At 71.4% G+C, this 18,831-nt stretch carries 10 protein-coding genes; 7 read left to right on the forward strand and 3 right to left on the reverse strand.

The window, feature by feature from the left end; all coding sequences use genetic code 11:
- Positions 1–57: 57 nt before the first annotated feature.
- Together B9W62_RS08985 and B9W62_RS08990 are read right to left on the reverse strand one after the other, a co-directional pair.
- Positions 58–261: a DUF397 domain-containing protein gene (locus B9W62_RS08985; protein ID WP_087806674.1), complete on the reverse strand. Its 204-nt coding sequence runs from the start codon at positions 259–261 to the stop codon at positions 58–60.
- Positions 258–1,121: a helix-turn-helix domain-containing protein gene (locus tag B9W62_RS08990; protein ID WP_087811828.1), complete on the reverse strand. Its 864-nt coding sequence runs from the start codon at positions 1,119–1,121 to the stop codon at positions 258–260. Before B9W62_RS08990 ends, B9W62_RS08985 begins: the two co-directional genes overlap by 4 nt.
- Before the next feature lie 138 nt (positions 1,122–1,259).
- Here B9W62_RS08990 and B9W62_RS08995 point away from each other — a divergent pair, with 138 nt between their 5' ends.
- The 3 genes from B9W62_RS08995 to B9W62_RS09005 all read left to right on the forward strand — a co-directional run bounded on the left by B9W62_RS08995 (position 1,260) and on the right by B9W62_RS09005 (position 6,235).
- Positions 1,260–1,778, forward strand: a complete 519-nt coding sequence (locus tag B9W62_RS08995; RefSeq protein WP_373433676.1) for an ATP-binding protein — start codon at positions 1,260–1,262, stop codon at positions 1,776–1,778.
- A gap of 98 nt (positions 1,779–1,876) precedes the next feature.
- Positions 1,877–2,308, forward strand: a complete 432-nt coding sequence (locus B9W62_RS09000) for an effector-associated constant component EACC1 (protein WP_087806676.1) — start codon at positions 1,877–1,879, stop codon at positions 2,306–2,308.
- Positions 2,309–2,314: 6 nt separating this feature from the next.
- Positions 2,315–6,235, forward strand: a complete 3,921-nt coding sequence (locus tag B9W62_RS09005) for a caspase, EACC1-associated type (RefSeq protein WP_087806677.1) — start codon at positions 2,315–2,317, stop codon at positions 6,233–6,235.
- 28 nt (positions 6,236–6,263) lie between these two features.
- Here the strand turns inward: B9W62_RS09005 and B9W62_RS09010 are convergent, their stop codons facing one another.
- Positions 6,264–7,325, reverse strand: a complete 1,062-nt coding sequence (locus tag B9W62_RS09010; protein ID WP_087806678.1) for a beta family protein — start codon at positions 7,323–7,325, stop codon at positions 6,264–6,266.
- 248 nt (positions 7,326–7,573) lie between these two features.
- On the opposite strand from B9W62_RS09010, the gene B9W62_RS09015 reads away from it, so the two are divergent.
- The 4 genes from B9W62_RS09015 (at position 7,574) to B9W62_RS09030 (ending at position 18,825) form a co-directional block, all read left to right on the forward strand.
- Positions 7,574–8,836 carry an AAA family ATPase gene (locus B9W62_RS09015; protein ID WP_256976246.1) on the forward strand — a complete coding sequence of 421 codons (1,263 nt, stop codon included), beginning with the start codon at positions 7,574–7,576 and terminating at the stop codon, positions 8,834–8,836.
- Between the two features lie 113 nt (positions 8,837–8,949).
- The gene (locus B9W62_RS09020) at positions 8,950–9,471 is read left to right on the forward strand and encodes a hypothetical protein (protein ID WP_256976247.1); all 522 of its coding nucleotides are present in this window, start codon (positions 8,950–8,952) and stop codon (positions 9,469–9,471) included.
- Between the two features lie 118 nt (positions 9,472–9,589).
- Complete coding sequence (locus B9W62_RS09025; protein WP_087806681.1) at positions 9,590–16,555, forward strand: DEAD/DEAH box helicase; 6,966 nt, start codon at positions 9,590–9,592, stop codon at positions 16,553–16,555.
- Positions 16,552–18,825, forward strand: a complete 2,274-nt coding sequence (locus B9W62_RS09030; RefSeq protein ID WP_087806682.1) for a UvrD-helicase domain-containing protein — start codon at positions 16,552–16,554, stop codon at positions 18,823–18,825. The genes B9W62_RS09025 and B9W62_RS09030 overlap by 4 nt, the downstream gene beginning before the upstream one ends.
- The last annotated feature ends 6 nt before the right edge of the window (positions 18,826–18,831 follow it).

Genomic DNA, 18,831 nt, shown 5'->3' on the forward strand with positions numbered 1-18,831 from the left:
GGCCCTGCCGGACGCAGGTCTGCCCCTGGGGCCTTGCCAGGGGCAGACCCCAACGCCCTACCGGACAGCGAAGCCGACGAACGCCGTCCAAGCCGCCGCATCGACTGCGAGGCCACCGCGGGCTATGTCCTTGGAGTCGCGTACGTGGACGGTGTCGGGACAGACGGCGACCTCGACGCACTCGCCGCCCGATCCCGTGCTGTAGCTGCTCTTGAACCAGGCCGACGCAGGCACGGCGGCAGTGGTCTTCTCGGCATTCATTGTTCTCCCAGCAACTTCTCGACGAAGGTCAGTGATGCGCGCGGGGTGAGCGCTTGAGCCCTGAGGATGCCGTACTGCTCCTCGATCTCCCGGACTGCCTTGCGCTCCGTGTGCAGGCGACTGTCCTTGTATCCCTCCACGTAAGCGATCCTCCGCCCGTCCCGCGTCTCGATCAAGGTGAAGGGGCCCTCAAGTCCAGCGTGCTCCTCCAGCTCCGTTGGCAGCACCTGGATTTCAACGTTGCGGCGCTGCCCGTAGAGCAGGATGTGCTCCAGCTGGCCCCACATGACCGTCCGGCCCCCGAGTGGCCTCCGAAGCACTGCCTCCTCGATGACGAAGCTGAGGGTGGGTTGCGGCGACCGAGCGAAGATCGCCTGCCTGGCGAGACGAGCCGTCACCCGCTCGTCGATGACCTCGTCCGGCAGCAAGGGCCGCCACATGGTGAACACCGCGCGTGCATACTCCTCGGACTGCAAGAGCCCCGGCACCGCCTTGGTCGCGTACACGTGAAGCTCAACCGCCTCCCCCTCCAACCTGGCCGCATCCCGAAAGAACGCCGGAAACTGCGCCCGCGCAACCTCCTCCTTCATCTCCTGGAGGACCCCACCCGCGTCCAGCACCTCATCCGCCTGGTCGATGAACCTCGGCGGCGGCACCCGGCGCCCCTGCTCATACGCGGCGATGGTCGACACGGAGTAGCCCGTCGCGGACCCGAACTCGGCCCGCTCCAGCCCCGCCCGTACCCGGAACCTCTTCAACTGGCGCCCGAAGACGCGCAGAATCCCGGAGCCCGCCCCCGACTCCCGCTCCTCCCCCTCCGTCCCGGACTCCTCCTCGGCCAACCCAGCCACCTCGCTCATGCTCCGCACCGCCTCCCCGGCCAACGCGCCCCCGCACCGACCGTCACGCTCCGCCTCGCCTACACACACCGACCCGTCACCTACAGCTACCGCCCGTGTGCACGTCGTATCTCGTCACGGTAAAACCGGCACGTCAGCGTGGACCACATGAACAACGAAACTTCCCCCGCACCGGGGGCGGCACCCAGCCCTGTCAGCCGCGAGTTCGCGATGCGCTTCACGTCGTCCACCCGCGGCGCGCGCCTCGCCCGCCGTCTCGTCTCTCACCGGCTGGACTCCTGGGGCCACCCGTACACCGGGTACGCCAACGAGACGCTGTCGCTGATCACGTCGGAGCTGGCCGCCAACGCCGTACGGCACGGGCATGTCGCGGGGCGGGACTTCCACGTACGTCTCTCCGAGACCGCCGGCGGCCCGCACACCCTGCGCGTCGACGTCACCGACACCCGTTCCGAACGCGTACCACTGCTCACCACCGAGGAGCCACCCGGCGACGAGGAGGCAGGACGGGGCCTTCTCATCGTCGCCCAACTGGCGACCCGTTGGGCGGTCACCCCACGCGTCGACGGCCCCGGCAAGACCGTGTGGGCAGAACTGCGGCTGCCCGGAGCGGCCCCCGCACCGTCTCCCATCAGTCACTTTCCCGCCAACGCCTGACGGGTTTTCGGAAACACGCGCGCCCGCTGTCAGTCCCGCCGACTATCGTCGTCCGCTCACGCCTCCACCAGGCACACCGCAGATCGAGGGGACGCGCTGTGACCACCACGCCCGAGGAACGGACCGGGTACCGGATCTCCATCGTCGACGAGGACCCGTTGCGGGCGCGCAGGGAAGCGCGGGAGCTGCTCGCCCAGGTCGCCGACGCCGATCCCGGGGCGGCGCTGGACGTTCCCCGGCGGGACACGAGCGCGCCGGCCGACGGGTCGCTGAAGGGCGGGCTCACGGCCGACACCATCGGCGTGCTGATCAGCGCCGGATCGCTGGTCGCCGCCGGAGTGCAGATCTGGCTGGCCCGGGTGCCGCAGCGGACGATCGTCGTGAAGCGGCCGGACGGGGCGACCCTGCACATCACCGGGAAGGAGGCCCGTGAAGACGACGAGCGGATCGAGCGGTTCCTCGCGGGCGGCGGTGAGGCACCCTGCCGAACGGATCTCGAGGGCCCTGATGACAGCCCAGCGGCGGGCTGAACGCGCATGACCGACAACGACCGGTTCGCCATGCTGGTGGGCGTGTCCACGTACGACAGTGACGCGTACCCGGACCTGCCGCCCGTGCGCGCCGATCTGCACTACATGCGGGCCGTGCTGGAGAACACCGAGATCGGCATGTACAACGACTGCGCGATGGTCGCCGAGCCGACCCGCGCGGAGATGCTGCACGCCGTCGAGACGTACCTGGGCGCGCGGCAGCCCAGCGAGACGGCCCTGCTGTACTTCAGCGGGCACGGCGAGTTCTGCGAGGACGACAACCAGCTGTACTTCCTGACCCGGGACACCGACCCGGCCGACCTGCCAGGTACGGCGGTCCCGGCGGAGTTCCTGGAGCGGATGCTCCAGTCGTGCCGGGCCGCCTCGAAGCTGGTGCTGCTGGACTGCTGCTCCAGCGGCTCCGTCGTCCAGGGATGGACCGCGAAGGGGCCGGCGGAGGAGCGCGCCCGGCCCGCGCCGAGCACGCTGCTGCGGCCGACGGGCGTGTACTTCATCACCGCCTCCGACGCCCTCCAGTCCCCGTCCGCGATGGCGCCGGAGGGATCCACCCTCGGTACGTCCCGGTTCACCGGGGAAATCGTGGAGGGGCTGCGCAACGGGTGGATCAAAGGGAGCGGCTGGATCACGCCGGACGACCTCTTCGAGTACCTGACCGCGCAGATGAGGCGGGACGGCGTACCGGAGGAGCAGCGCCCCACCAAGTCCACGATCAGGGCCACGAACCAGCTGCCCTTCGCCCGGTCGGTGGCCCGCCCGGTGCACCTCCCGACGCTGCCGCGCGACGCGGCCGAGGCGGCCCGGAGGTCCCCCGCCCTGCTGAAGGCCCGGGAACTGGCCGCGCTGGACGCGCGGGACGGCGTCGACTGTGAGCGGCTGCTGCGGTACTACGCGCAGTGCCTCACCGCTACCTCGGCGGCCGGCATGCGGCCCGACCGGGACAGCGGACGCGGCTCGAAGTACTTCCTGCTGGGCCAGGGCGAGGAGACCATCCAGTCCGGGCGGGGTGCCGTCTTTCCCGCTCCCGGGGCCTTACCCAAGCCGCAGGGCAGGTCGGCCGGTGCGAGCAACGGGGACACGGAAGCGCAGCCGGAGTACTGGTACGGCTATCCCGCGATCACCCTGCCGGTACGCGACGGCGGGGCCCGGGGACGCCGTACGACGGTGGAGCTGGCGCCGCTGCTCATCCAGCAGATGGAACTGGCCCCGGACGAAGAGGGCCGGGACGTGCTCCGGCCCAGTGGCGTTCCCTCCCTGCACACGGGTGTCGTCTCGGAACTGCTCGACGCGGGCGACGCGGCCGACCTCATCGCACACTGGCAGCCGTCCTGGCAGGAGGGCAACGACGCGCAGATGCTGCGCGCCGTACGGGAGTTGCTGGAGACCCTGGGGCTGCCGGAGCTGGAGCCGCTCGACCCGTCCGCGCTCAGCGAGCGGACGGTGATGCAGGCGCTGCGACCCGGCGCGCACAACGCGGCCGTCCTGCTGGTGCCCTCGGGTGTGGAGGCCAAGGCCACCGAGGCTCTGGTGGACAACCTGCTGCAGATGTCGGCCCGGACCGGGCAGATCCCCGGCACCGCCCTGGACGCGCTACTGAGCGGCGGCGAGGGCGGTGCGCGGGGCACATCCGTGCCCGTGGTGGCTCCGGGGCCGTGCAACGAGAGCCAGGAGTCGGTCATCTCCTCGGCGATGACGCGGCCCCTGACAGTGGCGACCGGGCCGCCCGGCACGGGCAAGAGCGAGGTCGTCACCGCCGTCGTCACCACCTGTGTCGCCGCCGGGCAGTCCGTATTGGTCGCCTCGACGAACAACAAGGCCGTCGATGTCGTCGCCGAACGCTGCGACGACATCGCTCCCGGGCTGCTGATGCGCACGGGCAACGCCGAGGCGCTGGTGCGGGAGGCGGCCAAGCTGGAAGGGCTGGTGGGCGAACCCGTCCAGGCGCCGCGACGCGGTTCGGTCACCGTGAGCGGGCAGTTGCGCAGTGCGCGCAAGACCGCCGAGGGGCTCCGGGCACAGGCCGCGCGACACGTCGGCGAGGAGGGGCGCCTGCTGGAGCTGCTCCGGGACCGGGCGGAACGGGCGGAAGCGCTGACACTGCCGCTGCCGCTCCTCGAACGGGTGTGGGCAGCGGCGGGCGAGGACGGTTCGGCCGCCCTGGGTCGCTGGGAGGACCGGGCGCGGAAGGTGGCCGGTGCCCCTTGGTGGCTGTTCGGCCCGTGGCGTCGGGCACGGGCGCTGGCCGCGCTCGTCGCGGCGGCGACCGCCGGCGCGGAAGAGGACCGGCCGGACATGCCGGGCCGGGCGGACCCGCCGTCGTGGCCGGAGTCGGCGACCGGGCGGCCGGTGCCGGCTGAGTTGCTGGAGTCGCTGGCGGACACAGTGGCGGTGGAACGGGAGGTGCGGGCGCTCGTCCCCCGGCAGACGGGATGGGACGAGGACGGGCTGCGACGGTCACGGCTGGAGGCGGCGGGCACGCTATCCGAACTGTCGGCGGAGCTGTCGCGGGCACTGTCCGCCGAGGCGCTGACGCGAGGGCGGGCGCTCCTGCAGCAGCGGCTCCAGGCGCTGCGGAGCCGCTCGGGTTTCCAGCGCAGCCAGAAGAACCTCATGGCGCACATCAAGGGGTGGGCCGTCAGCACGCACTCGGTGCGGCAGCTGGAGCTGACCCCGAAGCTGTTCGACCTCGTCGTCATCGACGAGGCGAGCCAGTGTTCCATCCCGTCGGTGCTTCCGCTGCTGTTCCGGGCCCGAAGGGCGCTGATCATCGGCGATCCGATGCAGCTGGGGCACATCCCCGGCGTGTCACCCCAGCAGGAACAGCGGGCGCGGGTCCGGGCCGGGCTGAGCGCGGCGCAGCTGGAACACCACCGGCTCACCTACCACGTCTACTCCTCGTACCACGCTGCCGAGCAGCACGGTGACTCCGCGCTGCTCCTGGACGAGCACTACCGGTGCCACCCGCGGATCGCCGACATCGTCAACGGCTACTGCTACGCGGGCCAGTTGCAGGTGCTCACCGACGTACGGCGACAGGTCCCGGCCGTCGACCCGGCGGGGGCGGCCGATCCGGCGCCCGCGCTGGGCTGGGTCGACGTGCCGCGCGGCGAGTCGGCGCTGGGTGGCAACGGGCGGTCCTGGCGCAACCGGGCGGAGGCGGAGGCGGTACGACGGGTGGTGGACGAACTGCTGGAGCGGCTGCCGCAGGACGCCACAGTGGGTGTGGTCACGCCCTTCCGGGCGCAGAAGGAAGCGTTGGCGCGGGTGTGGCGCGACGACGACCGCGTCCGGGTCGGCACCGTGCACGCCTTCCAGGGCGGGCAGCGCGACGTGATGGTGCTGAGCCCCGTGGCCACGCACAACACCCCGCCGAGGACGACCCATTGGGTCGCGAGCCAGGTCAACCTGTGGAACGTGGCGGTGACCCGGGCGAAGTCCCAGCTGATCACCGTGGGGGCGCGCGGGTTCTGGCAGGGGCAGAGCGGACTGCCGAACCTGCTCGCCGACCGGTCGGCGCTTGTGGGGGCGGACACCGACGAGGCCGAGGGGCCGGTGGTGGCGGCCACGCCGGCGACCGGGTTCCGCGAGGAACTCGCCGACCGGCTCCAGCAGTACCTCGCCGAGCGCGGGATCACCGACCTGGAGCGGGCGGCGGTGGTCGGCGGCCACCCGGTGGACCTGCTGTTCACCGAGGCCGGGCAGAACACGGCGGTCCTGATCGACCTCGGACCGACGCCCGGTACCGACCCGGCACGGCACCTGCGGCTGACCCACGCGCGGGGCGACCTCCTGACCGGGCTTCCGTCCGAGGGCCACGGGGCGAAGACGTGCCCGGTGGGCCGCGTGATCCGGATTCCCGCGTGGCGCGTCCTGGCGGACGAGGAGCTCCTGGCGCCGGTGTTCGACTGAGCAGGAACGGCCCTTGCACAGGGGTCGGTCAGGTGCCGGGCAGGGACCGGACGACGTGTGTCATGTGCTGGACGCCGCCTGCCCAGAGCCATTGAGTGTGCGTGCCGGTGCCCTCGCTGTCCGTCGTGGGCCCGTCGGCGCAGTCGCGGAACCATGTCTCCCCGGCGCTCGCGACCGCTGTGCGGAAGTCCGGCAGGTCACGGATCCGGCGGGCGGCTGTTCGGATGCCCACCGTACGGTCCGGCCCTCCGTTCAGCACCTTGCACAGCACGAACGAGCGGTCGGTGGTGTAGCGGAGGACGCCCCAGGGCGGGCCTCCGCTACCCGGCTCCGTGGCCAGCGCTGCGGGAGGCTGCACTCCGTAGTCGCCATATCTCAGCCGCGAGAGGCGATCCCGACGGGCAGCCCGTATCTCGTGCCACGCGTCCCAGTCGGCGCGGGGCTCCTCGTGCGGCTCGCCGAACCGCATCATGTCGTCGGTGACGTGCGGGAACGCCCCGCCGAGTACGGCGACGGTCCGCCAGTCGCAGGCCAGTGCCACGAGGGCGTCCAGAGCGCGCAGCGCCTCCTTTCCCGCGTCGGGGCGGCCGGGCAGGACGGCGCCCAGGTCCAGCAGCAGATCGACGGGCACTTCCCGGTCGACCCGGCCCATCAGGGCCCCGACGGCCTCGGCGACAGCTCCGTCCCACTCCCCCGGCATGCGGACCCGGACACCGACCCCGCAGCCGCAGCGGCGGGCGGTCTCCAGCGCGGCTGTCTGCTGGACCTCGCCCCGCTCCGGACCGGTCACCGGGCGGAGCAGGTGGTTAAGCGCGCTGCACTCTGCCAGGATCTCGGCGAGTGCCGATGCCTGCGCGGCCTCGGCGAACGGGGCGTCGATCCAGCCCGGATGGCGCCGGTGCACGCCTCTCACCCGGCGCAGTTCCTTCTGCCAGCGGGCCTTCTCGAGCTGCGCCGGAGTCGTCCCCGGAGAGGGCGGGAGGTTCCAGAGCGGCGCGACCGACGCCTGTATGTCGGGCCGGAGGCGCTCGTAAGCCATCCGGGCATGCTGGCGGACCGGCAGTACGGGAACGTAGAGCGGTTCGGACATCGCGGCTCCCCCTCGGCACTGCCCGCGCGCTTTCCCTTCCCGTCAGGGTCCGCGAACCTCACGCCGCGGGAAAGAGAGCCCTTTCGGTCCGGATGGCTGAAGTACGCAAGTACCTGGTGACGGTGTGACGCAAGTTGTACGCTTCGTGATGCTCGGTGGTCGGACGTACCAAGTGGACGACTCACGGGGAGAACTGAGCAGCATTCAGGCCTGACTCAGGGACCGTCCGCCGTGCGCCGACCAGTTCGATGCCGGGTCGTCGTCGCCCGGCCGTTCCACGATGGGCGCGAGGCTTGAACCACCGCATACTCGGTCTCACGGTGCGCAACTTCCGCACCTTGACCGACACGAAGCTGCCGCTCGGGCCTTTGACCGTCATGGTCGGGCCCAACGCGGCGGGCAAGTCGAATGTGTTACACGCATTGGAGTTCCTGGGGGACGTGACCCGGAAGGGGATCGAGCCGGCCTTCGGGGAGCGCGGCGGATTCGAGGCTCTGGCGTTTCGCGGCGGTGCGAAGCCGGTGTCACGGATCTCGGTCGGCGTCGAGGGCATCTGGTCCGACTTCGCCTCGGAGGAGACTCCGGACCGCTACGAACTGAGCATCTCTCGGCGTCGGCTGGCTTCGACGGACCGTGGAAGGCCGCAGCACACGACGTACCGTCAGGAACGGTTCACCCAGCATCCGGTGGACGACGCAGAGACGTCTGTCGAGCTGACCAGTGGCTTCCTGACCCTCGACAGTCCCGTGGAAGCGGAGCGGACCTGGGGACCTGCCAGTGTCGGGCCGATGGCATCCGCTCTGCACGGGGGCCAGGCGCTGCCCGAGGGCCTCCCGTCGGCACACGCCATGGAGAACGTCAGGCGCCATCTGTCTCAGATCCGGGTGTTCGACCCGGACGTACGAGAAGCCCGTAAGCCGTACGGCATCAGTGAATCGGGCCGCTTCCTGGCGAGCAACGCGGCAAACCTCGCCGACTTCCTGAGAGGACTCCAGGAGGACGGAGACGCCTGGGAATTCCTGCTCGAGGACGTCCGGAAGGTGGTGCCGCAGATCCGCGACATCCACCTGGTGACGCCTCCCGACTTCGCCTCCCACCGAACGGCGGTGGAGTTGGAGGAGGAGGGACTGCGGGGTCGCACCCGTCTGACGGAGGCGTCCTGGGGCACCGTACGCATCCTGTGCATGCTCGCGATCTTCCATGACCCGAATCCCCCGCTGCTCACCTGCATCGAGGAGATCGACCACGGGATCCACCCGCACGCGCTGAGCCTCATGGCCGAACGCCTCCGAGAGGCGAGCGAGCGGAGCCAGTACCTGGTCACCACGCACTCCCCGGTCTTCGTCAACGAGTTGGAACCCGAGGAGTTCGTGCCCTGCGAACGTCGGCCCAGCGGCGCTTCCGTGATTCCCGCGCGTAAGGCCTCCGACACCCGTCGAGTGGTCGAGGCGGCCGAGTACGAACCCCTGGGCAACATCTGGTTCTCGGGTTCGGTGGGAGGGGCACTGTGAGCCCCGCCCCGCGTGGGCGACGGTCGGTCATCGTCGTCGCCGGTGAGAGCAGGAACGACCGCGAAGTCCTCCAGCACCTGATACCCGCCCTCCACCCCAGGTGCCCCAAAGTCGTGGCGATCAACGACAGGATCAAGCTCGCGCCCGCGCTGCTCCAGCTCAGCCCGCGCGTCGAGACACTGCGCGACAGTGCCCTGCGCATGGCGGCTGGGTGCGACGCGGAGCTTGTCGGCTTCGTCGTCCACGCCGACCTGGATGAGGTCTCGGACAAGACGTACGACCAGGTGCGGGAAAGAATCACGACCCAGCTGCGCAAGACCCTGCCCTGCCGCAGCGCACTGGCTCTGTCCGCCGTCGAGATGGAGTCCTGGCTGATGCTCTTCCCGGACGCGTTTCCGAAGGTGAGACGCGGCTGGTCCATGCGGCAGGAGGATCGCCGTAAGGACCTCACCAGGCTGGCGAACCCCAAAGAGCACCTGAAGAAGCACCTCGGCAAGCCTCCGTACCGGGAATCCGACTCCCCGAGGATCATGGAGGAGGCCGTGAAACTGCGCCAGGTCAGCGCACGTCCGCCCGGCAACAACAGGTCCTTCAGAGACTTCGCGGACCAGCTGGCCTCCTGGAAGAACAGGTAGGAAACGGCCACTCCCCTGAAGGGACCAGGGCCCCGGTCCCTCACCGACCGGGGCTGTCACTCATCCCCTATACGGTGGTATCGATCACCAGGGCACCGGCATCGCAAGGGGGACCGTCGTGAAGCCCACCATCGCCGCCGCGCAGCTCCGCGGCAGTTTGACGCAGTACCTCACGACGACGTACGCCCTCGCCGACGAAGACACCCGCGGCGCGCTCGAACGCTTCCTCGGGCATCCCGAGACCGGTATCTTCCGCGGGCCCTACCTGCGGATCAGGACGCCGTTCCACCTCGCCGACGACGGCTGGCAGCGGGAGCTGGAGTGGTCGGCCGGTTTCCCGGGGTTCGCCCCGTGGCGGCACCAGGCCAAGGCGTGGGCGCGGCTCTCCACGCTGCACGGGCCCGCCCAGCCGACGCTGGTGACCACCGGCACCGGGTCCGGCAAGACCGAGTCCTTCCTGATCCCCGTACTGGACCACTGCCGGCGGCAGAGGGCCGAGGGGCGGGCCGGCATCAAGGCCGTTCTGTTGTACCCGATGAACGCGCTCGCCACCGACCAGGCCGGGCGTATCGGGGAGTACCTGGCACGGCCGGAGCTCGCCCAGGTCACGGCGGGCCTGTACATCGGCGACCGACCCGACACCGACTTCCGGCGGGTGATGACGCGACGCGAGGAGATGCGCGTCTCGCCGCCCGACGTGCTGATCACCAACTACAAGATGCTCGACCTGCTGTTGCAGCGGGGCGAGGACCGCAGCCTGTGGGACGGCGCCGAGCCCGCGTACGTCGTCCTGGACGAGTTCCACACGTACGACGGCGCTCAGGGCACCGACGTGGCGATGCTGCTGCGCCGGCTGGCCGCCGCCACCGGCGCGTCCCGGCCCGGCAGGCCTCTGGGGTCGATCTGCCCGGTGGCGACCTCGGCGACGCTCGGTGAGGGTGCGCCGGGCAAGGAGGCCGAGGAGGGCGGAGGCATCCTCGACGTCGCGGCTCGGGTGTTCGGCATGCCGTTCCCCGCGGACGCCGTCATCGGCGAGGAGCGGATGACCGCCGACGAGTTCACCGGCGCCGTCGACTACGAACTGCCGGAACCGCCGAGCCCCCAGGAGGTCGTGGCGGTGTCCGGCGGACCGGACGTGGAGGCCCGCCCCGACCTGCTGGACCTGGACGCGCTCGCCACCCGGATGCTGGGCCGCTCCGGCCTGAACGCGTTCCGCGTCGGGCGGCTGCTGAAACGGCACGACTTCACCCACGGTGCGCTGTCGCTGCTCAGCGGTGATCCGGTGGACGAGTGGTCGCTGCGGGACCGGCTCGCCCGGTTCGGCTACTCCTGGGGCCGCACGGCGCGGGAGAACCCGAGACTGGTACTCCAGGCGCTGTCCCGGTTCGTGGCGCTGCTGTCGGCCGCCCGCGACCCGGACTCCGACGAGCGCCGGCCCCGGCCCCTGCTGCACATCGAGGCGCACCTGTGGGTGCGGCCCGTAACCCGGGTGCTGCGCGGGGTGGGCCGCACCCCCGAGTTCCGCTGGTACGAGGACGACCGCACGGCCGCCCGCCGGGCCGCTCTCAACGCCGCGCCGCCCGGTGACGAAGACCCGGACGCCTCGTCCGGCGGCTATCCGTCGTCGGCGAGTGGCACGCCGCTGCCGGGCGCCGACACCGCACCGCGCCCGGCCCAGGTGCACCTGCCCGCCGTGTACTGCCGCAACTGCGGGCGATCGGGGTGGGCCGCCCTGTCCCCGGAAGCCGACCCGCAGCAGCTGGTGATGGCCCAGGACCGGATCTGGCGGGCCGGGGTGGGCCGGGACAAGCGGCGCCTGCGCTACTTCATCTCCGCCACCGCCCGCGAGCGACGGCAGGCCCTCGACGCGCTGACCGGTGCACGGCCCTCGGACGGTGGCGTCGACCCGTTGTCGGTGGTGGTGCTGGACGGCGGGCAGGGCACCTACCGACTGCCGGCCGCCGGGGACGACGACGGAGATCTCGTCGACGCCTGGTTCGCGCTGGCGGTGCTCGACAAAAAGGCCGCCGACCGGGCTGCCAAGGACGACCGCTGCCCGGCCTGCCACACCGACAACAGCATCCGTTTCCTCGGCACGGCCCGGGCGGCCCTCGCCTCCGCGACGGTCACCCAGCTGTTCACCGGCGGTGACATCGCGCTCGTCCCGGAGGAGCGCAAGACGCTGCTGTTCAACGACTCCACGCAGGACGCGGCACACCGGGCGGGATACGTCGCCAACGCCTCGTACAAGTTCTCGCTGCGCTCACTGCTCGCCCACAACCTGGACGAGTCCGGCGCGCCGACCGCGCTGAACGACCTGATCGGCCACGTCCTGGACTCGGTGGACGACCCGGAGGCGCTGGCCGCCGTCGTTCCCCCCGACCTGCATGACGAGCCGGGCGTCGACCGGCTGCTGTCCGGCCGCGGCACCGGCGACGCGCGGACCTGGCGGCTGATCGGAGAACGGCTCGCGTTCGCGACGGTGATGGAGTTCGGGCTGCGCAGCCGCATGGGCCGGACCCTGGAGCTGACCCGGACCGCCGCCGCCGAGGTCGCCGTGACGGACCCGGAGCGGGTCACGGACCTGGCGCGGGACCTGCACCTGTCGCTGCCCGGCCAGTTGCTGGCGGTCGGCGGACTGCCCACGCCCGAGCGGTATCTCGCGTACGTCCGGGGGCTGCTGGAGCGGTTGCGGCTGCGTGGCGCGGTGCGGCACCGGTGGCTCGACACGTGGATCAAGGAAGCCGGCGCCGACCGCTACCTCATCTCCGGGCGCAGGCCGGACGGCATGCCCGCCTTCCCCGAAGGAGTAGCCCCGCCGAGGTTCCTGCTGGACGGGCAGAAGGACAGGACCGAGTTCGACTCCCTCACCGGACGTCTGGGGTGGTACCAGGACTGGACCCGCAGATGCCTCGACCTGGACGCGGCCGGGGCCACCGAATACCTGCGCAGACTGCTGCCCGCTCTCGCCAACGCGGGCGTCCTCTCGGTGCGGACCGCCCGGGACCGGCAGACCCGGGTCTACGGGCTGCAGCCGGGCCACATCGAGGTGCGGCTGCTCGACGACGCCGTCGTCAACAAGGCCTTCGTCGCCTGCGAGGACTGCCGCTGGCAGCAGGTCGTGGCGCCCGAGCGCCGGACCCGCTGGTACGGGCATCCGTGCCCCCGCTACCGGTGCAAGGGCCGGCTGACCGCGCCCCACACCGACCGGTCTGCGGCCGAGGCCGAGGTGTCCCGGTTCGGATCGGGCCCCCTCGTACCTGAGCGGGACTACACCCGCGACTACTACCGCCGCCTCTACTTGACGGGCGGCACGTTCCGCGTGGTGACCGCCGAGCACACGGGCATGCTCAGCCGCCCCGAACGGGAGCGCGTGGAAAGGGCGTTCAAGGCGGGTACGCACTACACCGACCCCAACGTGCTGTCGTGCACCCCGACGCTGGAACTCGGCATCGACATCGGCGACCTGTCCGCCGTCCTCCTCGGCTCCCTGCCCGCCGGCCCCGCCAACTACGTCCAGCGGGCCGGACGCGCCGGACGCCGCACGGGCAACGCGCTGGTCGTCACGTTCGGCGGACGCAAGGCACGCGACCTGTACTACCTGGACGAACCGCGCGAGATGATCGCGGGGACCATCCTTCCGCCGGGCTGCTACCTGTCTGCGGTGGAGATCCTGCGCCGCCAGTACACGGCGCGGCTGCTGGACCTGGCGGCCCGCGGCGAGCTGCGGACCTCCGACGGCGAGGTGCTGGCTCCGCTCCCCCGGCTGTCCTCCGCCCTGTTCGGCACCAGCGGGTGGTGCGAGGACCTCGCCGACGCCGCGCGAACGCACGGGGCGGCACTGGTGGAGGATTTCCTGGCCCTGTTCCCCGACGGCAGCGACGTGCGGGACTCCGGCGGTCCTGACGGTGCGGGCGTCTCCGCGTACGCGGCGGAGGAACTCCGGGCGTACGCGACCAGCGGGATCGCGCGGGCGTTGCAGGAAGCCGAGGAGGACTGGACGGGGCGGCGCGAGGAGCTGCGCCGCAGGATCGCGGCGATCGACGAAGCCGCGGAGCAACTGGCCCAGTCCGACGAGTCGCAGGCCCGGGAGCGGCGCGAACTGCTCGCCGAGCGGCGGGGCGCCGGCGACCTGCTGCGGGAGCTGAGCCAGTCGAGCGCCCACGCCACCTTGGTGGACCTCGGGCTGCTGCCCAACTACAGCCTGACGGACACCACCACCCGGCTGGAAGCGACGCTGTACTGGACGGAGACCCCGGGCGAGGAGGACGACACCGCCGGGGCCCAAGCCGCCGAGCAGGGCACCGTCCGCAAGGTGTACCGCAGTGAGACGCGGGACTACGAACGGTCCCGCAAGCCGGCCCTGACCGAACTCGCCCCGGGCAACAGCTTCTACGTCAACGGCTACCGTCACGTGGTGCGCGCCCTGGACGTCGGCACTCCCGAGCGCCGCGCCTGGTCGGTGTGGCGGCTCTGCCCCGCCTGCGGATATGTCCGCACCGAGGAGCAGAACGCGGAGCGGAACACCGATCCGTGCCCGCGCTGTCACGGCCGGGAGATCGCCGACGCCGGGTGCGTCCAGCGCGTCCTGCGGCCCAGGCGGGTCCTGTCCCGCGACAAGCGCGACGACGCCCGGGTCCGCGACGACCGCGACGAGCGGGATCACAGGCGCTACGCGGTCCTCACCACCGTCGACATCGACCCCGACCGTCTGGCGCCCGGTTCCTGGCGGCACGACAGCGCCGTGTTCGGCGTGGACTTCACCCGCCACGCCACGATCCGGACACTGAACCTCGGGCTGGACCGCGAGGACGGCAGCAGCACGGTGCCGCTGGCCGGCCAGGACGTACGGCTCAACCCGTTCTACGTCTGCACCGAGTGCGGCGGCGCCACGGCGGACGGCCGGCCGGTGGTGGACACGCCGCAGCACGCCCTCACCGAGTCGCTGGCGGCGAGCACTCCGGCGGCGCAGCACCATCAGTTGTGGTGCGCGCGCCGCCGTGTCCGCAGGCCCGTCACCGGTGCAGGCGAACAGCAGGGCAGGGGCCAGGACGTGCCGCTGCTGCTCGCCCACGAGCTGACCACCGAGGCCGTACGCATTCTGCTGCCCGCTTCGGTGGCACGCGTAAAGGAGCGGCTCGCGTCGTTCACCGCCGCCCTGTTCGTGGGGATCGCGGCTCGCTACGGCGGCGATCCCGACCACATCGACATCGCCGAGGCGACCATGCCCGACCACGGGGACGACCTGGACGCGGACTGGCCGAGGCGCTTCCTCGTCGTCTACGACCGGCTGCCGGGCGGCACGGGCTACCTGCACCGGCTGTCCTCCGCCGACGGCTTCCGGGACGTACTGCTCAAGGCACGGGACGTCATCGAGCGCTGCGCCTGCCGCGAGAAGGGACTCGACGGCTGCCACCAGTGCCTGCTGCGGCGCGTGCCGGCCGCCGACTACGACAAGGTCAGCCGCAGCGAGGTCCGCCAGATGCTGGACGAACTGCTGGGCGCCGACGGTGCGGGGTGGCGCACCTCGCCGGTGGCGACAACCCGTCACATCCCGCTGCAGCGGCAGGCCGAGAGCGACCTGGAGATCCTCTTCATCGACACTCTCCAGGACTGGGCGAAACTGGCCGAGTCGAGGGCCGCGGCGGACACGTACACGACCTCCGCCGGTACCTACGCCCTCGACCTGAGACTCACAGCCCCCGACGGGGCCACCGTCAGCTGGCGCGTCTCCCAGCAGCGGGCCCTGGACGGCACCCGGCCCGACATACTCCTCGAACGGCTGGACAGTCCCGGCCCGCGCGTCGCCCTGTACCTCGACGGCTACTCGTACCACGCCACCCGTGAGCACAACCGGCTGGCGGACGACGCGATGAAGCGCACCAGGCTCCGGGCGGAGGGCCTTCGCGTGTTCCAGCTGACCTACCACGACGTGAAGGAGTGGCGGCAGCGGATCAAGGACACGGGGTACGCGGGACCGGGCACCGCAGACCCCGTGTGGGAGCCGTACGGCGCGGCCGGACAGCAACGGGCCCGCGACTACTACGACCGCGTGGGCCGGGGCCTGCCCGGTGAGCTCTCCGAGACGGTGTGGGTCAACCCGGCCCGGCTTCTGCTGGCCTATTTGCGCTCTCCCGACCCGGAGCGCTGGAGGCGGCGAGCTGAGGCGGCCGCCGCCGGGCTCAGCGGAGCGGACGGGGTCCGAGCCGCCGCGCTCACCGGCGAAGAGGCCGGCGAGGGGCTCAGGGCGGCGCTGCGCGACGGCAGGCCGGCCGGGGGCACCGGACCCGTACGCCTGCTCTGCGGTCCCGACGCGTCGGGTTGCCGTCTGGTGCTGGCCGCCGACGGCAGACGCACCCCTCCCGTGTGGACGGGGCTCACCGTCCTGGACGACGGTGACGCGGCCCTCGCCGACGAGCCGGCCCACAAGCGTCGCTGGCGTGCCTGGCTGTACTGGAGCAACGTGCTGCAGTTCCTCGAGCACGGCGGTGGCGACAGCGCCCAGCTGACCACGAGCATGCTCGACGGCTTCACTCCCGAGGTTCTCGCCCTGACCGGCGGGGAGGGCTGGCTGACGTCGACGCGTACGCCGGTGCTCTCGCCCACCGACGAACTCGCGCCCGTCGGGGTCGCCCCGGTGCCCGCGGTGCCTGCCGTGGGCAGTGGTGAGACGGTCGCGCCGAAACCCTCCGCGGACGAGGCACGCGGCGGCGACACACCGGGGCGGGACCCCGGCTGGGACCGGGTCATCGAGTACCTCGACCCGGAGGAGCCGGGACTCACGGAGCTGGCCCACGCACTGGCCGACGCCGCGGTGCCCTCGCCTCAGGACGGCTACGAGCTGGACGGTCACGGCTGGCAGGCCGAGCTGGCGTGGCCCGCTGCCAGGATCGGAGTGGTCCTCGGTCCTCGCGCGGACGGCAACGAGCCGGACTACGAGGCCCAGGACCGGGACAAGGCATTCTCGGCGGCAGGCTGGACGGTAGGCACCGCCGCCGAATGGGATCGGGCGGCGATGATCGCCCGGCTCACGGAACGACGGCACGACAGCGACACCATCAGGGACGGGGAGCCGAAGCGATGAACACCTCCGGCGTCACACTGCGCCTGCTCGACAAGGCGGACAAGGAGATCCTCAAACTCCCCCGCACGGTCAAGGGCGCGTTCTTCGACTTCCAGCACAAGTTCCGGAGCAACCCCCACACCACCGGACTGAAACTTCAGCAGCTCAAGGGAGACAGCAGACTCTGGTCGGCGCGCGTCAACGACGAGTACCGGGCGCTGCTGCTGCGGCTCGCCGACGACGACTGGCTGATCGTCTCCGTCAAGCACCGCAAGGACGTCTACAGCCGACTGTCGTACGGCGTCAACCAGGTCACCGGCGGCATCGAGTACGTGGACCTGGAGGTGGTCGAGGACAGCGTCCTGCGCCGCCTCCCCGCCCCGCCCGCACAAGCCCCGGCGAGCGCCGAACCGTCCACGCCGGCGCAGCCCGAGCCGGCACGGCCCCTGTTCGCCGACTGGTCCGACGAGCAGCTGTCGGACCTCGGTGTCGCCGAACCCCTGCTGCCCGTCATCCGCACCCTCGCCACCGAGGACCAGTTGCTGGGCCTCGTCGAGTACGCGCCGCAGCTCACCGGGGAAGTGCTCCTCGCCCTGTTCGACGGTGCGTCGTACGACGACGTCCTCGACCAGGTGACCCGGCCGGTGGCCGCCACCGAACCGGTCGACCCGGACGACTTCGAGGCAGCGGCACAACGGCCGGCGACGGTCGTCACCACCACCGACGATGCCTTGAAGGAGGCGCTGGAGAGCGGCGACTTCGGCCGTTGGAAGGTCTTCCTCCACCCCACCCAGGCCCGACTGGTCGAACGGCGCTACAACGGCCCCGCCCGGGTGGGCGGCGGCCCCGGCACCGGCAAGACCATCGTCGCCCTGCACCGTGTACGGCATCTCGTACGGCAGCTTCCCCCCGGCCGGGACAAGCCCGTCCTCCTCACCACGTACAACAAGAACCTCGCCGCCGACCTGCGCGCTCGGCTTCTGGAGCTGGGCGGCGAGGAACTGCTGAGCCGGGTCGAGGTGAGCCACGTCGACCAGCTGGCCCTGCGCGTCGTCCGCGAGGCGGAACCGGGCAACGGCAAGCAGGCAATCGACGACAGCCGTGCGGTGCGCGAATGGCGCGGGCTGCTGGACGAGTTGGGAGAGGACGGCTGGGACGCGGAATTCCTGCACGACGAATGGACGCAGGTCATCCTCGGCCAGGCCGTCGGCACCCGCACCGACTACTTCAGGGCCCGGCGCGCCGGACGCGGCAGGAACATCGGCCGCGCCGAGCGGGCCGAGATCTGGCAGCTCGCCGAGCGTTTCACCCAGCGGCTGGACCGGCTCGGACGGCAGACCTGGGACCAGGTGGCAGAGCGGGCCGCACGGTTGGAGATCGGTCGCGAACAGCGCATCCAGAACATCGCTCGGCAGCGGGAGGAGGCGGGCGGCCTCGACAACATCCACCTCCAGGACGGCTCAGGGGGCTGGCTGCGCCACCGGTACCGGCACATCGTGGTGGACGAAGCGCAGGATCTGCGCCCCGCCCACTGGAAGATGCTGCGTGCGATGGCCCCTCGCGGCGCCGACGACCTGTTCCTGGTCGGCGACACCCACCAGCGCATCTACAAGAACCAGGTGACGCTGGGCAGCCTCGGTGTCAACATCCGCGGACGGTCCTCGAAGCTGAGCCTCAGTTACCGCACGACGCGGCAGATCCTGCGTTCCGCCCTCGGTGTGCTGGGCGAGACCACGTACGACGACCTCGACGGCAGCGAGGAAACGCTGGCCGGCTACCGGTCGGTGCTCAGTGGAGGGCTTCCGGCGGGGCACGCCTTCCCGGACTGGGCTTCCGAGCGGGAAGGTGTGGCCGCGCTCATCGAGGAGTGGGACGCCGACTCGGACATGGCCATCCCGCACGAGCAGATCGCGATCTGCGTGCCGACGAATCAGATGGCGGCCGAGATGGCCTACACGCTAAAGGTGCACGGTATCGACTCGGTGGAGATCCGCTCCGACGGCCCGAACGGCTCCACCGGGGTGCACATCGGCACGATGTTCCGGTTCAAAGGGCTGGAATACCAGCGCATGGTCATCGCGGGCGTGACGGACGGACTCGTGCCCCGCGAGGCCGTCAACAGCCTGCGCGACAGGGACCCCGTCCGCCACCGGCACGAGATCCAGCGTGCCCGGTCCCTGCTCTTCGTGGCGGCGACGCGGGCCCGGGACAGTGTGGACGTCTTCTGGCACGGAAAGCCCAGCCCGTTCCTCGACGAATCGTGGGTCGCCTCGTCGGCGCCGCCGTCCTGAGAGTGA

The sequence above is a fragment of the Streptomyces sp. CS113 genome (genome assembly GCF_002188365.1).
Classification (GTDB): domain Bacteria; phylum Actinomycetota; class Actinomycetes; order Streptomycetales; family Streptomycetaceae; genus Streptomyces; species Streptomyces tendae.